General features: G+C 66.8%; 4 protein-coding genes. All 4 read right to left on the bottom strand.

Annotated elements, in window-relative coordinates; all coding sequences use genetic code 11:
• A partial coding sequence (locus ACK42S_RS17340) for a CTP synthase (protein WP_409710525.1) occupies positions 1–490 on the bottom strand: 490 nt, incomplete at its 3' end.
• A 93-nt stretch (positions 491–583) separates the two neighbouring features.
• The gene (locus ACK42S_RS17335; protein WP_409710522.1) at positions 584–1414 is read right to left on the bottom strand and encodes an alpha/beta fold hydrolase; all 831 of its coding nucleotides are present in this window, start codon (positions 1412–1414) and stop codon (positions 584–586) included.
• A gap of 6 nt (positions 1415–1420) precedes the next feature.
• Positions 1421–2251, bottom strand: coding sequence for a peptidase (locus ACK42S_RS17330; protein WP_409710519.1), 831 nt, complete (start codon positions 2249–2251; stop codon positions 1421–1423).
• Positions 2248–2568, bottom strand: a 321-nt coding sequence (locus ACK42S_RS17325; RefSeq protein WP_409710516.1) for a MutS-related protein, incomplete at its 5' end; no start/stop codon positions are given. The genes ACK42S_RS17330 and ACK42S_RS17325, both read right to left, overlap by 4 nt.

The following is a 2568-nucleotide window of genomic DNA, read 5'->3' as shown; positions in this document are numbered from 1 at the left end:
TCTGCCGCACGGCCTCCAGGAAGGGCAGCGACTCGATGTCGCCCACCGTGCCGCCGATCTCGACGATGGCCACATCGACTTCGTCGGGCGTGCCCACGCCGGCCCCGCGCTTGACGAACTCCTGGATCTCGTTGGTGACGTGCGGGATCACCTGGACCGTCTTGCCCAGGTAGTCGCCGCGGCGCTCCTTCTCGAGCACGCTCTTGTAGATTTGGCCGGTGGTGAAGTTGTTGGCCCGGCGCATGCGCGTCGTGATGAAGCGCTCGTAGTGGCCGAGGTCGAGATCGGTCTCGGCCCCGTCGTCGGTCACGAACACTTCGCCGTGCTGGAACGGAGACATCGTGCCGGGATCGACGTTGATGTAGGGGTCGAGCTTGATGAGGGTGACTTTGAGGCCGCGCGATTCGAGGATCGCGGCAAGCGAGGCCGAAGCGATGCCCTTGCCCAGCGAGGACACCACACCGCCAGTGACAAAGACGTACTTGGTCATTGTGGGCAGCACGGGCTCCTCACCCGCGCTGTGGTGGTAAAGCGGCATTTTAAGCCAAGCGGCCCGGCTCCCCGAAGGATCGGTGAACGGGGCTCAGGCGGCGCGGGCCTGGTGCGGGCTGCAGGACTCCTGCTCGAAGCGCTGCAGCCACGCGAGCACGGCCTGGACGGTCTCGACCGGCTTTTCGAAGGGGAAGAGATGGCCTCCCTCGATCCACTGCAGGCGTCCTTGCACGACCTGCTCGGTGCCGCGCAGTCCCACCTGCTTTACCTCGGCCGAGCGGGTGCCGCCGATGAAGGCCACCGGGCACGGCAGCGGTCGGCGGCGCAACAGCCAGTGCAGGTGGTGGGGCAGGGAGTTGTAGATGGCGGTCTCCACTTCGCGGCGGAAGCTCAGCACGCGCCGGCCGCCCAAGGCGTGGGTGCCTGCGCGGATGTAGTCGTGCAGGACCTCCGGGTCCCAGACGGCGAAGTTGGGCTTGGAGGCGAAGTGGCGCAGGGCCTCTTCCTCGCTGGCCCAGGTGGTGCGCCGTTGGCGCGACACCCGCCCCGGTGAGACGCGCTGGATCAGTCCGGCCGCCTTGAACAGCCGCACACCATGGGCCTTGAGGCCATAGACGATGGGTGAGTCCAGCAGCACCACACCCTGCGCCAGGTCGTTGCGCTTGGCCGCGGCCAGCAGGCTGAGGTAGCCGCCCAGCGAATGCCCCACCAGCCAGACGGGCTCGCCCACTTCGCGTTCGATGAAATGCAAGAGCTGGTTGCGCAGGTGGGGCCAGTTGCTGGTGACGGGGTAGCGCGGATCGTGGCCGAATTTTTCCACTGCATGGACGCTGTAGCCGGCCGCGCGCCAGGCTTCGAAGAGCTTGCGGTAGGTGCCGGCCGGAAAGCCGTTGGCATGCGAGAAGACGATGTGGCGGTTCATGGCGGGTCAGGCGTTGGGAGCTTGCACCTTGCGGATCGGGTGCAGAACCTGCTGTTCTTGCTGTGAGGGGGCTCGCTCGGCGCTGGGTTCTCCGGGCTGCGCGGCCCAGGCCGGATCGGGGATGGATTCGAAGACCTCGCGCAGACGCTGGCCCCAGGTGCTGCGGATCATGCGGAAGTAGCTGTCGTTCTCGTCGATGTGGATGATGCGAGAGGCCTGCAGGGAGTTGGCCTCGTAGATGAGCAGGTCCAGCGGCAGCCCCACCGAGAGGTTGGACTTGAGCGTGGAGTCCATCGAGATCAGGGCGCACTTGGCCGCCTGCTCCAGCGGTGTGGCCGGTGTGATGACGCGGTCGATGATGGGCTTGCCGTATTTGGACTCGCCGATCTGGAAGTAGCACACCCCGTCCAGGCCGGCCTCGATGAAGTTGCCCGCGGCATAGACGTTGAACAGCCGCATCGTTTCGCCCCGAATCTGGCCGCCGAAGATGAGGTTGACGTTGAAGTCGATACCGAAGCTCTTGAGCGACTCGGCATCGCGCGCATGGACCTTGCGCACGGTGGCGCCGACGATGCGTGCGGCATCGAACATGCTGCGGCAGTTCCAGATCGACACAGGGCCCTCGGGGCCGTCGATGGTTTCGGTGCGCAGGAGCTGGCGTACCGACTGCGTGATCGCCAGGTTGCCGGCCGACAGCAGCACCATGGTCCGTTCGCCGGGCTGCTCGTAGACGGTCATCTTTCGGAAGGTGGAGATCTGGTCCAGGCCCGCGTTGGTGCGCGAGTCGGACAGGAACACCATGCCGGTGTCCAGACGCATGGCGACGCAGTAGGTCATGTGGGCCTGCCTTGCTGGAGTTCTTTCAGACGGTACAAGGCCTCCAAGGCCTCGCGTGGCGACAGCGCGTCGGGCTGGATCGCCGCCAGGGCCTCTTCGACGGCCGAAGGGGCGGCGGCCACCTCGGCGGGCGGCGGGGGGGCGGCGAACAGGTCGATCTGGGCCTGGCTGTCGCGCTGCTGGGCCTCTAAGGCTTCCAGCGTGGCGCGCGCCTGTCGGACCAGGCTGGCCGGCATGCCGGCCAGGAGGGCGACCTGCACGCCGTAGCTGCGGCTGGCCGGCCCGGGATGGATCTCGTGCAAGAAGACGAGGTCGTC

It is taken from the genome of Caldimonas sp., assembly GCF_046289365.1.
Lineage (GTDB): Bacteria > Pseudomonadota > Gammaproteobacteria > Burkholderiales > Burkholderiaceae_C > Caldimonas.
The sequence above is the reverse complement of the archived record's forward strand: the minus strand, read 5'-3'. Positions and strand labels throughout refer to the sequence as shown.

Bases quoted from the DNA above. Each gene is read 5' to 3' on its own strand.
- ACK42S_RS17335 (WP_409710522.1), bottom strand. From the start codon at position 1,414: ATGAACCGCCACATCGTCTTCTCGCATGCCAACGGCTTTCCGGCCGGC.
- ACK42S_RS17330 (WP_409710519.1), bottom strand. From the start codon at position 2,251: ATGACCTACTGCGTCGCCATGCGTCTGGACACCGGCATGGTGTTCCTG.